Raw genomic sequence first — 13,842 nt, forward strand, 5'->3', positions numbered from 1 at the left:
TGCACTACATTGATCGGTTCACTACGTCTCTCGGATCACCGCGGCCCGAGGATCTCCGTCAGGTCGTAGCTGACCGGCTCGTCCAGCTGTGCGTAGGTGCAGCTCTCGGCGGTGCGGTCCGGGCGCCAGCGGCGGAAGCGGGCCGTGTGGCGGAAGCGCACGCCGTTCTCCATGTGGTCGTACGCCACCTCGGCCACCCGCTCCGGGCGCAGCGGCACCCAGGACAGGTCCTTCTTGCCGGACCAGCGGCTGGGTGCGCCGGGCAGCCGTGCGCTCTCGTGCGCCGCTTCCTCCGCCCAGGCCGCCCAGGGATGCCCCGCCGCGTCGTCCAGGCGCAGCGGCTCCAACTCCTCGACCAGCTCGGCGCGTCGCTTCATCGGGAAGGCGGCGGAGACGCCCACGTGCTGGAGGGTGCCGTGGTCGTCGTAGAGGCCGAGCAGCAGTGAGCCGACGATCGGGCCGCTCTTGTGGAAGCGGTAGCCCGCGACGACGACGTCCGCCGTGCGCTCGTGCTTGATCTTGAACATGGCGCGCTCATCCTGGCGGTAGCGCAGGGTGAGCGGCTTGGCGATGACGCCATCGAGGCCCGCCCCCTCGTACTGCTCGAACCACCGCCGCGCCACCTCGATGTCGGTCGTCGCCGGCGCCACGTGCACCGGGGCCGTGACACCCTCCAGCGCCCTGGTGAGAAGCGCCCGGCGGTCGCTCAGCGGGACGTCGAGGAGCGACTCGTCGGCCAGCGCCAGCAGGTCGAAGGCCACGAAGGACGCCGGGGTCGTCTCGGCGAGCAGGCGAACCCGGGAGTCGGCCGGGTGGATGCGCTCGGTGAGCGCGTCGAAGTCCAGCCGCCCCTCGCGCGCGATCACGATCTCGCCGTCCAGCACGCAGCGCGCCGGCAGCCGCTCCTTCAACGCCGTCACCAGCTCGGGAAAGTACCTGGTCAGCGTCTTGCCCGTACGGCTGCCCAGCTCGACCTGGTCGCCGTCGCGGAACACGATCGCCCGGAACCCGTCCCACTTCGCCTCGTACTGCATGTCCGGCGGGATCTTCGCCACCGACTTGGCGAGCATGGGTTTCACGGGCGGCATCACCGGCAGATCCATGGGTTTTCACCTCCCACTACTACTGAGGGTGACCGGACAATTCGTTCTCATTGCTTGTTGTCCATTCCGGTGGATTCCGCTTGGGGAGTGCCCTCATCCGTGCCCTGATCTTGTCGAGTGCCGTCCCTGAGGAGACCGCTCAGTCCCTGCTCAACGGCCGCCCTGGTCGACTCGTCCGAGTCGGGCCACAGATGCCCGTACACGTCCAGCGTGACGGCCGCCGACGCGTGGCCAAGCCGCTTCTGGACGACCTTGACGGACTCACCGTGCTTGATCAGCAGTGAGGCGTACGTGTGGCGGAGCGTATGCAGCGTGGTCCCTGCCGGAATCTGCTCTGTGCCCTGATCGGCAAGGATCTTGTTCGCATCGCCCACCATCTTCCGCCATGTCCTCGCCCACGGCGACCGCTGCACCGGCTCACCCGAAGCCGTCGTGAACACCAGCCGTACCCGGCGCTCCCGCCGGTTGCCGTCGGTCGTGTCGGCCATGACCTGAGAACGTGCCGGGAACCCCTTCAGGTGGGCGCTCAGGGCGTCCGTGACGGCCACCGGCACCGGTACCACCCTGCGGCTACTGGACGACTTCACAGGAGCGATATGGACGCCCTTCCCGTCGATCACGGACACCTGCTGTCGTACGACGATCTCCCCGTCCCGGACGTGCCCCGGTTCGAGTCCGAACAATTCACCCTGTCGCAAGCCCGACGCCGCCGTCAGCAGGATCGCAGCCCGGTACCGATCGGGTGCGGCATCGGCCAGCGCGGCCACCTGGGCGACCGACAGGGGAACGATCTCCTTCGCCGGTACCGTCGGCAGCCGGACACGGTCCGCGCGGCCTCTGGAGTCGCAGGGGGACAGCGGTATGTACTCACCGACGGCCCAGGCGAACACGGCTCGCAGCGTTCCGTACACGACTTCCAGTGTGGAAGGGGCGAGGACGGCGGCCCGGTCGGTCACCCACGCCTGTATGTCCGGCTTGCGGATGGCCCCGATTTCCCGGTCGCCGAACGCCGGAAGGATGTGCAGCTTCAGGGCGCGGTCGGTGTTCGCGAGCGTTGAAGGTCGGTGCTGTATTCCGCTCGCCGTCTGCCATTTGGCGGCGACTTCCCGGAAGGTAGTGCGAGTTGTGGTCGGGTTGATGTAAGTCCCTTTGTCCATCGAAGATTTGAGTTCCGCCGCGTACCCGTGGGCGTCAGGCTTCCGCTTGAAAAGCTTCTTCCGCTGCTTTCCCTGAGGGTCCCTCCAGCGGACCGCCCAGCGGAGTTCCGTCCCATGGTCGGCGGACGGGTACGGGTAATCCCTCGAACCGCACTTGCATTCCTTGGCACCGTCGGCGGTCGAGGTCCGGCGGTGCCACCGGTCGGCTATCTGCACTGCTCTGGTCATTGCGCTGCGCCCCTCTCGCGCGGGCACGGTGTGGCTTTCCAAGTGTGACACGACGGACGGCCGGAGGATGTCGTGCCCGTGTCTGGCGCTCTCTCCGAGGGTATTTCCGCTCCTTCAACGCATCACAATCCTTAACTGCATTCCCCACTGCTAACTGTGTGGCGAGTATGTAGTTAAGCGCGACAGGTATCCGAATACGCTAAATAGCCACACATCAGAGAATTAGCAACGCGTGATATGCGTCACTTTCAACGAGTCAACTACCCACCGCACTCAGGGAGTTGCCCTTTTCTAATCGATACGGGCGCTTCATGCGGTTTACCGTACGGCGGCTACCGGAGATGTCAATGGCGAACCGGAGTAACCGGTAAGCGAAAGCGAAGGACTGTGGCAATGCAGAAAATGATCTCGCCGAAGGAACTCGCCGAATTCCTGGGTATGCCGCTACAGACGATCTACGAGTGGAACTACGCGGGGACCGGGCCGAAGTACCGCCGCTTCGGAAAGCATGTCCGGTACGCCGCTGAGGACATCGCCGCTTGGCTCGAAAGCCGCCGCGTCGACCGCAGTGACCGGACGGGGGCGGCGTGACGACGAGCCGCCGCCAACCCCGGCGACTGTCGACGTTCGACCCCAGCCAGTGGCTCGACGGCGCCGCCCCGGCAACCAGAGAGGCGGTGTTGGCCGCCCACGCCCGATGGCGAGCCGCCCGGCGCGAATGGCACCGGCAGGCCCCGCACGGAACGCCGCCACCCTCAGCGTGGGCAGAGGCGCAGGAGCTCGCCGAGGCGTTGGCGGCATTGGCGGCGGGCAAGCAGCGCCCAGACACGACCCGTTGACCCAAAGACAAGATCACGAGAGGAGATCCGGGCCACGCCACCGGACCCGCACAGTCCCGGACAACGCCATATGAGCCAGAACGACACCGAGGCCGCCCCCAACGAGAAGAGCGGCCCCGAACCCACGATGAGTATACGACTGTCCACCAAACCGGCGCCGTCGCCGTTTCGTCGTCCTACACCGCCTGCCAGCGAGGAGCAGGCAGAGCCCATCAGGCGGCGCATCGAAGCGGACCGATTCGGGCGTCCGCAGCTCTGCCTACCCGAGGACTTCTGGGATAGGCGCGGGGTGTTCCGGCACATCCGCACCGCCGCTCACGCGCGCTGCGCACCCGCCGACGCGGTGTTTCTGATGACGCTGGTGCGCTTGGCCGCCATGGCCCCCCACACCGCCCGGATCGCCACGCATCGTGGGTTCGCGACGTTGAACCTGTACGTCGCGGTGGTCGGGGAGTCCGGCGGTGGCAAGTCAGCCGCCCAGGCGGCATCGGCTGAGCTGCTTCGCCCGCCGGCCGGGCTCGACTTCCTCGACGCGGTGCCGGTCGGCTCCGGGGAGGGCATCGCCGAGGCGTTCATGGGTATGGAGGGCAGGCCGAAGAGGAAGGTTCAGGTTCGGCACAACGCCCTGTTCTACGTGGACGAGGGCGCCGCCCTGGCGAAGCTGGCCGAACGGTCGGGATCAACCCTGGGCGAGACGCTGCGACGTGCGTTCGGGGGCGAAGCACTCGGCCAGACGAACGCGACCGCCGACCGTTCCCGGCTGGTGCCCCGTCACACCTACTCGCTCGGCGTGATCGTCGGCTTCCAGCCCGATGCCGCGCTGCACCTCCTCTCCGAGGCTTCACTAGGCGGGCCGCAGCGGTTCCTCTGGACGCTGACGGAGGACCCATGGATCCCCGACTTCACCGAATGGCCGGGGAAGCTGGAAAACACCACGTCCATCGGCGGGCAGTCACCGTTCCGGCAGCCGTCAACGCTCACGCTCCCCCCGAGCGTGACGGAGGAAATGCGCTGCAAGGCTGTGGCCAAGACGCGCGGCTTCGGCGAGGGCGGGGCGCCACTGCCCGGCGACGATGCACTCGACGCGCACGCCGACCTGGTGAGGATCAAGGTCGCTGGCCTTCTGTGTCTGCTCGACGGTCGGCGGCAGATCTCAGAGGAGGACTGGGAGCTGGCCGAGTCGGTCTGGAAGGTGTCCTGTGCCGTCCGCAACGAGGTCGTCGCCCACGGGGAGCGTCAGCGGGAGCAGGCCAGGAAGGCCGACCACAGGCGAGCAGCGGATCGGAAGGGCGCTGAGGCGAACGGGGAGCACGAGGCCAACGTCCAGCGCGTCTCTAAGCGACTCGTCAAAGCCGTGATCAGGGAGGGAGGGCGCCTGAAGGTCACGGAGTTCCGGCGGAATGCTGGGCGGGATCGGGACTACCTCGACGAGGCCATCGAGCACGCCGTTTCGACTCGTCGCCTGAGCAATACCGACGGGGTTCTGGATCTTGACGCCCAGAGCTGACCGATCTTGCGGACATGCGGACGTCCGCATTCGACCCCGTGTTGCGCCCTACGCGTGAGTAAAGAGATCTATCTATTTTTCCAGTTCAGAGGCATGCGCCTGGGCGACGGAAACAAGTACCGCCCTTGCGGACATGTCCGCGTCCGCAAGAAAGGATGACGATCATGATTCCGACACCCATTGCTTACGACGCCGAGTTCAGGGATGACAACGGCTTCACGACGTTTCCCGTGATCGCCTGGTCGGACGAAGGGTACGCCCTTGTCGTAGACGAGCCATCGGGCCGCCTGGTCGAAGCTCGGTCGCTCCCCGGATTCTCGCGGGTCAGCGAGTCCCCTTATCGCCGCATGAAGGGCTCCAATGGAGACCCGCAGTTCAAAGGCGGTGGTCGGTTGTGATGGGCCCTCTGCTGGCGCCCGGGACGCTCAGGGCGGCTGCTATCCGCCGCGTACTCGTGGTTGGTCTCACCCGGGGGGAGGGCTTTCTCCGTGAATTCGAGCGGAGGGCCGGGCTCGAATTGCTGGCCGAACTGGACGGAACTCGATGCTCGTCGTGTTCTCAAGGGGAATCGAGGTCGAACGCAACTTCGGAACTTCCGGAGAGGGGAAACGGAGACGATGTGATCTGTGTGGCTGAGGCTGCCCAGATCATGGGCGTCTCGGACTCCTACATACGACGCATCGCAGAGTCCAAGCTCGGCGGGCGCAGGGTCAAGGGCAAGTGGCAGGTTTCGCAACTGTTGGTTATGGATGAGAAGCAACGAAGGGAAGAGGGGGTGAAGTGATGGAGTACAAGAACGGGTCAACTGGCATCGAGATAAAGTCGGCGGCGCGGGGGGAGGTTGAAGCCGTGTTCGCCACCCTGGGCGTGGTCGACAAGGACGGCGACGTAACTGTTCGGGGTGCCTTCGAAAACGGCGCCAAGGTAGCGATCTCGGCGTACAACCACAAGAGCTGGGAAGGCGCTATGCCGGTTGGCAAGGGCACCATTCACGAGGTCGGGAACGAGGTGATCCTTAAGGGTCACTTCTTTGTGCAGACAGCCGCTGGCCGAGACGCGTTCGAGACCGTCAAGGCGCTGACCGATGACGGTCCCGGAACCGAGTGGTCGTACGGGTTCGATGTCCTTGACTCGGGGCCCGCATCCCGGAACTCCCCGCACGGGTCTAATCACCGCAGAACACTGCGCAGGCTGCATGTCCATGAGGTCAGCCCAGTTATGCGCGGCGCGGGTATCGGAACCCGGGTTCTCGCTATCAAGAGCGCGGATGCCACTCGCGCCGATCTGCTGCGGATCCGGGACAACCTTTACCGCGACATCCTCGCGGAGTCGAAGGCACGACTGGACGACGAGTGCCGCCGCGAGGCACTTCGCACTGAAGTGGAACGTCTGTATGGCAACTACGTAAAGGTGGTGGGAGTCGGTTACAGCTACGACCGGGAATCGATCGTGCCGCAGACGGTCCGCGACGCCGCCCGTGCCGCCATCGGGGTCTACGCCCCTGAATTGGGTCTCGACCGAGACCAGATCCGCATCAAGTGGTTTTCGGCTGAGGGTGACATCGGGGCGGCCGTGAAGGACGAGTTCGTGGATTTCTGGTCGGAAAAGCCGCTACTGGGCAGGTGCCGTCCCAAGATGTCGCCCAATGTCATCGATCTCAATTCCAGCCTCACCGAAGATGACTGCTGGAACGTCGTCCCCCATGAGCTGCGACATCTGAGCAACCCCGAAGAGTCAGAGGATGACGTGCGGCTTTACGAGAGCCGGGCGCGACTGCAAAGGATGGGACTGATATGAGCCACCGCGACGATATGAACGCCAGCCCGAGCCCCACGGAGTTGAAGGTTCAGGAACTGCTGGACGTATTGGAGATCGACGACCTGGCCGTCGATACGCACCCCAACCAGGCCCGCACGCTAAGGGAGTCGGTCCTCAATCTCGACATAGAGCGCCTGGAGCACGTGATTCTGGCCGTGAAGCGGGCCAAGGACATCTATCTGACTCGGGGGCACTAATGCGAAAGCAGGCTGAGAACAAGGCCGTTCGGACGTCAGCCGGCGGGTGCGGGTACTGCGGATTCCCGACCAGCGAATACGGATGCCGTGAAGTGCGCGCCGGTTGGTACTGCGTGAATGGCGGCGCATTGTGGCGGATGCGTACGAGGCCCCGGACACCGGAGCCTATCAGCCCCGTAGAGCAGGCCGCTTACGCGGAGCATGCACCCCGCATTGCCGAGGCCCAGAAGATCGAGGCGGAGGCGGAGGCCGCTTACGAGGCCAAATCGAAGGCTTGGGCAAATGCCGGACTCGCCGCGCGGGCCGCCGAAGAAGAGGACGCCGAGGCGCAGTACCGGGCGGCGTACACCGGGCAGAGGGCAAAGCCCCACCCCGACTTGGAGAGACTTCGGGGCGAACTGGCCCAGCGGCGGGAGGAACTGGACGAAGCCGAGCGGTTGCTGCGGAAGGCTAGGGGCCGAGCCATCAAGGCTCAGGCTCATGCGGAACAGTCGAGACGCGTTGCCCGGGACCGGGAAAACTGAAGGGCGCCCAACCCCCGGCGCCCCGTGGGGGTGGGCAGGGGGTGGTGGGGTCAATCCCCCTCCCCCCTTCCCACCCCATCCACCCACTCGTACGTATGCCTCTTCGTACGTTCTTCAGTGTTAAATCAATAATCAAATTCAATTATCAAATTGAAAAACAATTAAAGAAAAAAGAGTTTTGATTTGTTCGAGGTTAAAGGTGAGTTTTGTTAATCGATCGAGCCATGCCCCTCGTGCCCTTATCAATTCGCGTGAACCGTTAAATCAAGAATGAGGGGGGAGGGGGTGCCGGTTAACGAACCGCCCCCGACCCGACCCGACCTCGACCGCGATTTTTTGCGACACCCGAAAAGTTGACGAGCGAGCCTGGCTAGGACCCCTTGACGAGATCCTTCTTGCGCTTCGCAAGGGCTCGCTTCACGGCCTCCTTGTCGGCACTGCGCTTCTTCTGGGCCCCCTCCAGGTTGTCGACCAGGCGCGGGTCCGGCCTGAAGGGAGGGGGTGATGCAGGGGGCGTGGGCTTCTGAACCATCGCAGGGACCTCCTCGCTGTTCTCTTTCTGAAGTATGCCACCAAGGCAGGACGGCCTACTCTGTCCACGCATCCAGACACAGCAGGACTAGCGCTGCCATGAGCAGCATCGACGCGAGGCCTACAGCGCAGAACCGTGCGTACACACGTTTCTGATCTTGCAGATGAAGGAGGATGCGGGTGTCGAGGATCGCAAGCCGAGCGTCTCCGTCATCAAACATCATGTAGTCGCGAAGGCGGAAGGGTTCCATGCTGGACGTGGCTTGCCTCCACAACGCCCCCACCACCGCAGATGCCGCAGCAGCGGCGGCCAGGATCAGGGCCCAGAGTTGCAGGCAACTAAGCGGCACATCTGGCGTGCTGCTGCGCGTGACCAGCCCCACGAGTACTCCCGCGAAGCCGATTAGCACCCCGCCACGTGCATCCAACTGAGCTGCGCGATCTTGCAGCGTCCTCCGGTCTAGGTGGAATTCATTCAGGACGAGTTCCAGCGAGGGCAACCCCGAGCTGCTGTGTGACGCGTCGTCTGCCCCTGTTTCGGTATGCGCCTCGTGATCGTCCATGAAGGCATTCTTAGCGCCGCTGGCGCACATCAGCCTGTATGGACGTGGCGAGGTGGCCGCTGATCACACTATCGGCTGTGAGGGTCTTCCATCTTGATCCAAAGATGGGACGTGCAAGGTCATCACGGAGAACCCCGTCAGAGATCTTGAAGTCGTGGAGGGGGCGCGACGCACGACGTCGGGGTCTTCCCTCATCGGGAGCCCAGCGACGATCGGCTCAAACCGCCACGCCGTTTCCCGTTCCGGAAACCCGAACCCCTTGCCCCAGCAGTGCCTGCGCCGGAACGATCAGACGAGACAGCCAACGGCCACGGGAAGGGGAACGCTCGTGAAGGTGACCATGCTCGCGACGACGTGCGACAAGAGGGACTGCCCGACCATCTACCGCACAGATCGCGGGACGATCCTGGTGCAGGGCGAGACCCCGAAAGACCATGGGCTGAACATCCCGGCGAACGAGACCCTCGTCGAGATCCCCATGGACCTGATCCGGAAGGCATTCGGTGACCAACTCGGCGTCTAGGACGCTCGGCGACCTGTTCGAAACCTTCCAGCGCGAGGCGTTCCGGTTTGAGGCCCTGGACGACTACAGCGCCTCGGGCAGCGTGGACGCGTACCGCGCTTTCCTCGATGGCCAGGACAAGCCTGCTGACTACAACGCCGACTGGCTCGAAGAGGTGCGCACGCACACCGAGGCCGGACGCCGCATGTATCGCGTGCATCTGCTGACGCGTCCTCTAACTCCGTACCTGCGCTTCGAGTTGGGGTGGGGGTACGTCACCAACGCAACGGCTGGCGAGGAGTTCTACATCCTCGATGTGACCGACCGACCCAGCCCTCTGCCGCCGGACCTCGGCGACTTCTGGCTGTTCGACTCCACGACGGCCGCACCCATGCGCTACAGCGATGACCGCAAGTTCCTCGGTGCCGACGTACTGCCTGACGAAGGGGCCCCGGAGTTCGTCGCTCACCGGGACACCGCCCTCGCGCATGCCGAGCCGTTCGAAGACTGGTGGGCCAAGTACGCCGAGTGAACCGTTCAGAGCTTGGGGCAGCGCTGCGGGTACTGCGACAGTCGTCCGGCAAGGAAGCTAAGGCAGTGGCCCGCAGCGCCGTCATGTCCGCCTCCAAGCTCAGCAAGATCGAGACCGGCAAGCTCGCCCCCAGTGCTGACGACGTCGAGCGCATCCTGACCGCCATCGGTGTCTCAGACGACGTCAAGGCCGAGTACATGGAAGCGGCCCGTGCGGTCGCCACCGAGGCCACGGCATGGCGCCTCATTCAGCGAGCCGGCCTCCACAAGGCACAGCGCCAACTACAGGCCGTCGAAGCCCAGATGAGCCTTCTACGAATCTTTCAGCCCGCACTGGTGCCTGGGCTGCTCCAGACCCCGGAGTACATGCGAGCGATCCTCTCCCGGCACGAGGACCTGAGCGGGGTCACGGTACGGGAGACCGTGAGCGCACGACTCGAACGGCAAGGGGTGCTGTACGACACGAGCAAGGCACTGAGGTTCGTGATCACCGAACCCGTCCTGCGGTGGCTCATCGTGCCGCCGCTCGTCATGGCCGGACAGTTGGACCGGCTCATCTCACTGTCGCGCCACCCCAACATCGACGTACGCGTGGTGCCGTTGGCCGGGCCGAAGCACGACATCCCCAACCACGCCTTCGTCATCCGTGACAACCGCGCGGTCACCGTCGAGACCGTCCACGCCGAAGTCGTCGTCACCGACCCTCGCGACGTGGCCCTGTACGTCGCCAAGTTCGATGGATTCGCTGATGGGGCGCTTGACGGTGACGACATGCGGACCCTCCTGGAGGCCATCCGGGACGGCCTCTTGCGGCAACGGGAAAGCGGCTAGGAGGAGTCGCACACAGCCCCAACGATGGGTCCGAATCGGGATCCAAGTCGGGGAGGCATCCATGGCCGCGAAGCACAGGACCACCCAAGAACCGCCTGTCGTCCTTCCTGTGGGCCTCAACGCATGGCTGCTGGACTGCCTACCGGCGCCGGGGTGCAAGGTGTGCGCCGCCAACTGGAGACAGCTCAACGCCGCCAAGGACGAAGGGGACATCGCTCAGGCCGCACGCCATGCGACCGAGATTCGCGATCACGCCTCGGGGGTTCACCAGTCATGAGCGGGCACATCGAGCGGCGATGGCTCGACACCGGGTCCGGCCCGGGCCGCCTGGTGGACGTGCTCGTATGGGAGTCCGACGATCCGGTCCGGCTGGAAGAACCTCAACGGGCGAGTGAGCGGGAATCCCCAGCAGTCTGCCTCAACTCCCCATCAGTTCCTCCGAAGTGACAGTCTGTCGTACTCGACACATGCTCTAATGGAGTCATGACCGCTCCGAGGCTTACAAAGCCGACCATCTCCGTGCTGGAGGTGCTGCTGGCCGCGACGGACGACGCCCCGGCGTGGGGGCTGAGCATCTGCCGTGACGCGGACCTCGGCTCCGGCACCGTGTATCCGATCCTAGACAGGCTCGAAGAACGCGGTTGGCTCTCCAGTCGGACCGAGGCCGAGCCGCATCCCGGGCGGCCGCCGCGTCGCTACTACACGCTGACGGGTCAGGGGCGAGAACTCGCGACCAGCGCTCTCGCTGCCCGACGCGCCCGGCAGCGTCATGTCCTGCGATGGGCAGGTGGGCAGGCTTGAACCTCGTCAGGTGCCATGCTTGCCGAAAGCGCCTCCTCAGTTGGGCGATTCTCACTATTCCTGTCGAAGTGTTCCTTCTTGCCCTCCTGGCCTGCGCGGTTACGCCGTCCGTGCTGTCCAGTGAAGTGCGCGCATTCACGCCGACGGGCCTTTGCATGATCTGGGCCAACGTGAGCGCCATGTTGTTCATCGGCGGTAGCTGGTATCCGCTGGTCGGCTACCAGCGAGCAGCCCGACGAGCGTTCATCGCGAGAGACGCCACGGCGTCGATGCAGCGCCGCGCCTTAGAGCTGCGGGACCTTGGGGCTGCACAGATTGCAGCGCTGGATGCGGCCGTTGACCCAATGGCGAAGGAGAACGCCGCCACGGCTCTCCAGAGCACCGCTACGGAGCTGCAAGAGCTCGCCACAGCGCTAGCGCCCAGCCGCGCGCGTATGAGCCAGGCATTTTCCGAGGTCGAAGTCTGGGAGCAGTGGCTCCCTCATCGGTTGATCGCTATGTGGGTCCGGCGAGGTCTGGTCACCGGTCTGACGAGTGTTGCAGTCGCCGTGGCAGGAGAGCGCGGTGCTCGCCTGCGGGACACGTGGATGGCCGACCTCACTGGCGCCCCCGAAGAAGGTCTGACCATGGGGCGCTGGCAGCGGGTAGGACACGCGGCAGGCTTCGTGGTCGCAGCCATCCGCATACGAAGCCGCGTCCTGTCGGAGCCGTTGTGGCGGCCTGCCGACTGGCTGCTGTCTAAGGACTCGCGCACAAACGGCTTCATCGCAACCGTGGTGGGCGCGCAGGCGGTCTACATCGTGGATGACGGCGGCATCCCGGCTCTCGTCACGGAAGTCTGGGAGCCGTGCGGCATCCTCGGGGCAGGGCTGTACGTCCTGGCTCGCTGGCTGCGCCGGGTGCGCGGCATCGAGCTTGCGGCCGCGAGCGCTCCACCAGATGAGTAGCCACACACAGGTGATTCTTCGGGGACCGCGCGGGGATAACGCGCGTCAACCTCCAGTTGACGGAAGTAGTGGTAACGCCACTTACCGCTACTAGCGTCAAGCGGAGGTTGACGGGTTGGCGGTGCAGTCAAGGGCCGATCACACGCGCGACCGCCGCCCTGGCCAGCCGCCTGGCAATGGAAGGGGTGGAGGGTGGCGACACAGGGCTCACGTCCCTCATTTAGATGCTTCCAGGGGCGCCTGGATGTCAATCAACGGTTGACGCTAGTAGCGGTAAGTGGCGTTACCACTACTAGCGTCAAGCGGAGGTTGACAAGATCAGTTTGCTCCTAGTGCTAGGTCGGCTTGACTAAGTCGGCGACCGCCAGTTTGCCGATCTACGGAATCTCGTACGGCCATGAGCCACGATGTCGCACCTGGGCATGGTGCGGGCCGAGGTAGCTGAGCGGATCGCGGAAGCCATCCGGGCCGCCGAGTAGATCCGGCTTTCGGGGATTCGTTTGTGTTTGTGTGCCCTGGAAGTGCCCTGAGGGTCACTCTTCTGGGTTACCTTCCCAGGTCAAGGTCGCTATGTGCCCACTTCGCCTCGTACTGCATGTCCGGCGGGATCTTCGCCACCGACTTGGCGAGCATGGGTTTCACGGGCGGCATCACCGGCAGATCCATGGTTCGATTCTGCGCGCTTGTGTCGGCCGCCGCCCGGTGTGCGAGGCGGTTGCGGTGCGCCTACCGTGGCTCGCATGGGCGAAGCGGTGGAACTGGAGGCGGGCGGCCGGACCGTACGGCTGTCCAGCCCGGGCAAGGTGTTCTTCCCCGAACGCGGTTTCACCAAGCTGGACCTCGCCCGCTACTACATCGCCGTCGGCCCCGGCGTCCTCCGCGCCCTGCGCGATCGGCCCACCACCCTGGAGCGCTATCCGGACGGGGTCGACGGCGAGAACTTCTTCCAGAAACGGGCGCCCAAGAACATGCCCGACTGGATCCCGACCGCCCACATCACCTTCCCCAGCGGCCGCAGCGCCGACGAGATGTGCCCGACGGAGGAGGCCGCCGTCCTGTGGGCCGCCCAGTACGGCACGCTCACCTTCCACCCCTGGCCCGTGCGCCGCGACGACGTCGACCACCCCGACGAACTCCGCATCGACCTCGATCCGCAGCCCGGCACCGACTACGACGACGCCGTGCGCGCTGCCTTTCAACTGCGGGAGGTACTGGAGGAGTTCGGCGGCCTGCGCGGCTGGCCCAAGACCTCCGGCGGGCGCGGCCTGCACGTCTTCGTGCCCATCGAACCGCGCTGGACCTTCACCCAGGTCCGCCGCGCCGCGATCGCCGTCGGCCGTGAGCTGGAACGCCGTATGCCGGACCACGTGACGATCAAGTGGTGGAAGGAGGAGCGGGGCGAGCGGATCTTCGTCGACTACAACCAGACCGCGCGCGACCGCACCATCGCGTCCGCCTATTCCGTACGGCCCCGCCCGCACGCCCCTGTCTCAGCGCCCCTGCGCTGGGACGAGGTGGGTGACGCGCACCCCCGGGACTTCGACCTCGGGACCATGCCCGCGCGCTTCGCCGAACTCGGCGACGTGCACGCGGACATGGACGACCACCGCTTCTCCCTCGACGCCCTGCTCGAACTCGCCCGCCGCGACGAACACGACCACGGACTGGGCGATCTGCCGTACCCGCCCGAGTATCCGAAGATGCCGGGGGAGCCCAAGCGGGTACAGCCGAGCAGGGCGAAGAAGGAACCTTCGTGAGGGTCG

At 65.3% G+C, this 13,842-nt stretch carries 17 protein-coding genes; 13 read left to right on the forward strand and 4 right to left on the reverse strand.

Going from position 1 to position 13,842, the window contains the following annotated elements; genetic code table 11:
- Nucleotides 1-35: 35 nt before the first annotated feature.
- Both AC5DRG_RS44305 and AC5DRG_RS44310 read right to left on the reverse strand, forming a co-directional pair.
- Nucleotides 36-1,103, reverse strand: a complete 1,068-nt coding sequence (locus tag AC5DRG_RS44305; RefSeq protein WP_491805633.1) for an ATP-dependent DNA ligase — start codon at nt 1,101-1,103, stop codon at nt 36-38.
- Nucleotides 1,104-1,150: 47 nt separating this feature from the next.
- The gene (locus AC5DRG_RS44310; RefSeq protein ID WP_491805635.1) at nt 1,151-2,488 is read right to left on the reverse strand and encodes a tyrosine-type recombinase/integrase; all 1,338 of its coding nucleotides are present in this window, start codon (nt 2,486-2,488) and stop codon (nt 1,151-1,153) included.
- A 393-nt stretch (nt 2,489-2,881) separates the two neighbouring features.
- On the opposite strand from AC5DRG_RS44310, the gene AC5DRG_RS44315 reads away from it, so the two are divergent.
- The 6 genes from AC5DRG_RS44315 (at nt 2,882) to AC5DRG_RS44340 (ending at nt 7,373) form a co-directional block, all read left to right on the forward strand.
- Nucleotides 2,882-3,079 (forward strand): helix-turn-helix transcriptional regulator, encoded by a 198-nt coding sequence (locus AC5DRG_RS44315; protein WP_491805637.1) that lies wholly within the window; start codon nt 2,882-2,884, stop codon nt 3,077-3,079.
- Between the two features lie 318 nt (nt 3,080-3,397).
- Nucleotides 3,398-4,834 carry a hypothetical protein gene (locus tag AC5DRG_RS44320; RefSeq protein WP_491805639.1) on the forward strand — a complete coding sequence of 479 codons (1,437 nt, stop codon included), beginning with the start codon at nt 3,398-3,400 and terminating at the stop codon, nt 4,832-4,834.
- Between the two features lie 164 nt (nt 4,835-4,998).
- Complete coding sequence (locus tag AC5DRG_RS44325; protein WP_491805641.1) at nt 4,999-5,232, forward strand: hypothetical protein; 234 nt, start codon at nt 4,999-5,001, stop codon at nt 5,230-5,232.
- A 385-nt stretch (nt 5,233-5,617) separates the two neighbouring features.
- Entirely contained in the window at nt 5,618-6,631 is a 1,014-nt protein-coding gene (locus AC5DRG_RS44330; protein WP_491805643.1) for an HK97 family phage prohead protease, read from the forward strand.
- A gap of 14 nt (nt 6,632-6,645) precedes the next feature.
- Nucleotides 6,646-6,849: a hypothetical protein gene (locus AC5DRG_RS44335; protein WP_491805644.1), complete on the forward strand. Its 204-nt coding sequence runs from the start codon at nt 6,646-6,648 to the stop codon at nt 6,847-6,849.
- 137 nt (nt 6,850-6,986) lie between these two features.
- Nucleotides 6,987-7,373 (forward strand): hypothetical protein, encoded by a 387-nt coding sequence (locus tag AC5DRG_RS44340; RefSeq protein ID WP_491805646.1) that lies wholly within the window; start codon nt 6,987-6,989, stop codon nt 7,371-7,373.
- A gap of 370 nt (nt 7,374-7,743) precedes the next feature.
- Here AC5DRG_RS44340 and AC5DRG_RS44345 read toward each other — a convergent pair whose 3' ends face one another.
- Nucleotides 7,744-7,905 (reverse strand): hypothetical protein, encoded by a 162-nt coding sequence (locus AC5DRG_RS44345; protein ID WP_491805648.1) that lies wholly within the window; start codon nt 7,903-7,905, stop codon nt 7,744-7,746.
- A 55-nt stretch (nt 7,906-7,960) separates the two neighbouring features.
- Nucleotides 7,961-8,467, reverse strand: a complete 507-nt coding sequence (locus tag AC5DRG_RS44350) for a hypothetical protein (protein WP_491805650.1) — start codon at nt 8,465-8,467, stop codon at nt 7,961-7,963.
- Between the two features lie 328 nt (nt 8,468-8,795).
- Here AC5DRG_RS44350 and AC5DRG_RS44355 point away from each other — a divergent pair, with 328 nt between their 5' ends.
- The 7 genes from AC5DRG_RS44355 to ligD all read left to right on the forward strand — a co-directional run bounded on the left by AC5DRG_RS44355 (nt 8,796) and on the right by ligD (nt 13,836).
- Complete coding sequence (locus AC5DRG_RS44355; protein ID WP_491805651.1) at nt 8,796-8,990, forward strand: hypothetical protein; 195 nt, start codon at nt 8,796-8,798, stop codon at nt 8,988-8,990.
- On the forward strand, nt 8,971-9,501 hold the full coding sequence (locus tag AC5DRG_RS44360) for a DUF6879 family protein (RefSeq protein WP_491805653.1): 531 nt from the start codon (nt 8,971-8,973) through the stop codon (nt 9,499-9,501). The genes AC5DRG_RS44355 and AC5DRG_RS44360 overlap by 20 nt, the downstream gene beginning before the upstream one ends.
- On the forward strand, nt 9,498-10,331 hold the full coding sequence (locus AC5DRG_RS44365; protein WP_491805655.1) for a helix-turn-helix domain-containing protein: 834 nt from the start codon (nt 9,498-9,500) through the stop codon (nt 10,329-10,331). The genes AC5DRG_RS44360 and AC5DRG_RS44365 overlap by 4 nt, the downstream gene beginning before the upstream one ends.
- Before the next feature lie 61 nt (nt 10,332-10,392).
- Nucleotides 10,393-10,608 (forward strand): hypothetical protein, encoded by a 216-nt coding sequence (locus AC5DRG_RS44370; protein ID WP_491805657.1) that lies wholly within the window; start codon nt 10,393-10,395, stop codon nt 10,606-10,608.
- A gap of 206 nt (nt 10,609-10,814) precedes the next feature.
- A complete protein-coding gene (locus tag AC5DRG_RS44375) occupies nt 10,815-11,132 on the forward strand; it encodes a PadR family transcriptional regulator (RefSeq protein ID WP_491805659.1) in 318 nt (105 codons plus the stop codon).
- Nucleotides 11,129-12,079: a hypothetical protein gene (locus AC5DRG_RS44380; RefSeq protein ID WP_491805661.1), complete on the forward strand. Its 951-nt coding sequence runs from the start codon at nt 11,129-11,131 to the stop codon at nt 12,077-12,079. The genes AC5DRG_RS44375 and AC5DRG_RS44380 overlap by 4 nt, the downstream gene beginning before the upstream one ends.
- Nucleotides 12,080-12,819: 740 nt before the next feature.
- On the forward strand, nt 12,820-13,836 hold the full coding sequence (gene ligD / locus AC5DRG_RS44385) for a non-homologous end-joining DNA ligase (protein ID WP_491805663.1): 1,017 nt from the start codon (nt 12,820-12,822) through the stop codon (nt 13,834-13,836).
- The last annotated feature ends 6 nt before the right edge of the window (nt 13,837-13,842 follow it).

This window comes from Streptomyces sp. JLBG701, from assembly GCF_058544905.1.

Bases quoted from the DNA above. Each gene is read 5' to 3' on its own strand.
- AC5DRG_RS44305 (WP_491805633.1), bottom strand. From the start codon at position 1,103: ATGGATCTGCCGGTGATGCCGCCCGTGAAACCCATGCTCGCCAAGTCG.
- AC5DRG_RS44310 (WP_491805635.1), bottom strand. From the start codon at position 2,488: ATGACCAGAGCAGTGCAGATAGCCGACCGGTGGCACCGCCGGACCTCG.
- AC5DRG_RS44315 (WP_491805637.1), top strand. From the start codon at position 2,882: ATGCAGAAAATGATCTCGCCGAAGGAACTCGCCGAATTCCTGGGTATG.
- AC5DRG_RS44320 (WP_491805639.1), top strand. From the start codon at position 3,398: ATGAGCCAGAACGACACCGAGGCCGCCCCCAACGAGAAGAGCGGCCCC.
- AC5DRG_RS44325 (WP_491805641.1), top strand. From the start codon at position 4,999: ATGATTCCGACACCCATTGCTTACGACGCCGAGTTCAGGGATGACAAC.
- AC5DRG_RS44330 (WP_491805643.1), top strand. From the start codon at position 5,618: ATGGAGTACAAGAACGGGTCAACTGGCATCGAGATAAAGTCGGCGGCG.
- AC5DRG_RS44335 (WP_491805644.1), top strand. From the start codon at position 6,646: ATGAACGCCAGCCCGAGCCCCACGGAGTTGAAGGTTCAGGAACTGCTG.
- AC5DRG_RS44340 (WP_491805646.1), top strand. From the start codon at position 6,987: ATGCGTACGAGGCCCCGGACACCGGAGCCTATCAGCCCCGTAGAGCAG.
- AC5DRG_RS44345 (WP_491805648.1), bottom strand. From the start codon at position 7,905: ATGGTTCAGAAGCCCACGCCCCCTGCATCACCCCCTCCCTTCAGGCCG.
- AC5DRG_RS44350 (WP_491805650.1), bottom strand. From the start codon at position 8,467: ATGGACGATCACGAGGCGCATACCGAAACAGGGGCAGACGACGCGTCA.
- AC5DRG_RS44370 (WP_491805657.1), top strand. From the start codon at position 10,393: ATGGCCGCGAAGCACAGGACCACCCAAGAACCGCCTGTCGTCCTTCCT.
- AC5DRG_RS44375 (WP_491805659.1), top strand. From the start codon at position 10,815: ATGACCGCTCCGAGGCTTACAAAGCCGACCATCTCCGTGCTGGAGGTG.
- ligD (WP_491805663.1), top strand. From the start codon at position 12,820: ATGGGCGAAGCGGTGGAACTGGAGGCGGGCGGCCGGACCGTACGGCTG.